Raw genomic sequence first — 669 nt, forward strand, 5'->3', positions numbered from 1 at the left:
TTCTATGTGTGATGAAGGTATACCGTGAGGAGTGCTGGAACGCATAGAAGTGAGAATGCCGGTATGAGTAGCGAAAGACAGGTGAGAATCCTGTCCACCGTAAGACTAAGGTTTCCAGGGGAAGGCTCGTCCGCCCTGGGTTAGTCGGGACCTAAGGAGAGACCGAAAGGTGTATCCGATGGACAACAGGTTGATATTCCTGTACTAGAGTATGTAGTGATGGAGGGACGCAGTAGGCTAACTAAAGCAGACGATTGGAAGTGTCTGTCTAAGCAGTGAGGTGTGAATTGAGTTAAATGCTTAGTTCTATAACATTGAGCTGTGATGGGGAGCGAAGTTTAGTAGCGAAGTTAGTGACGTCACACTGCCAAGAAAAGCTTCTAGCGTTTAAACATACTCTACCCGTACCGCAAACCGACACAGGTAGTCGAGGCGAGTAGCCTCAGGTGAGCGAGAGAACTCTCGTTAAGGAACTCGGCAAAATGACCCCGTAACTTCGGGAGAAGGGGTGCTGACTTGAAGTCAGCCGCAGTGAATAGGCCCAAGCAACTGTTTATCAAAAACACAGCTCTCTGCTAAATCGTAAGATGATGTATAGGGGGTGACGCCTGCCCGGTGCTGGAAGGTTAAGAGGAGTGCTTAGCGGTAACGCGAAGGTATGAATTGAAG

General features: G+C 48.9%; 1 rRNA gene. It reads left to right on the top strand.

Features of this window, described 5'->3' with window-relative positions:
* A 23S ribosomal RNA gene (locus HT687_RS09930) occupies nucleotides 1–669 on the top strand; the annotation flags it as partial.

Origin of the sequence: Streptococcus sp. 1449 (genome assembly GCF_013276805.1) — a bacterium.
GTDB lineage: Bacteria > Bacillota > Bacilli > Lactobacillales > Streptococcaceae > Streptococcus > Streptococcus pseudopneumoniae.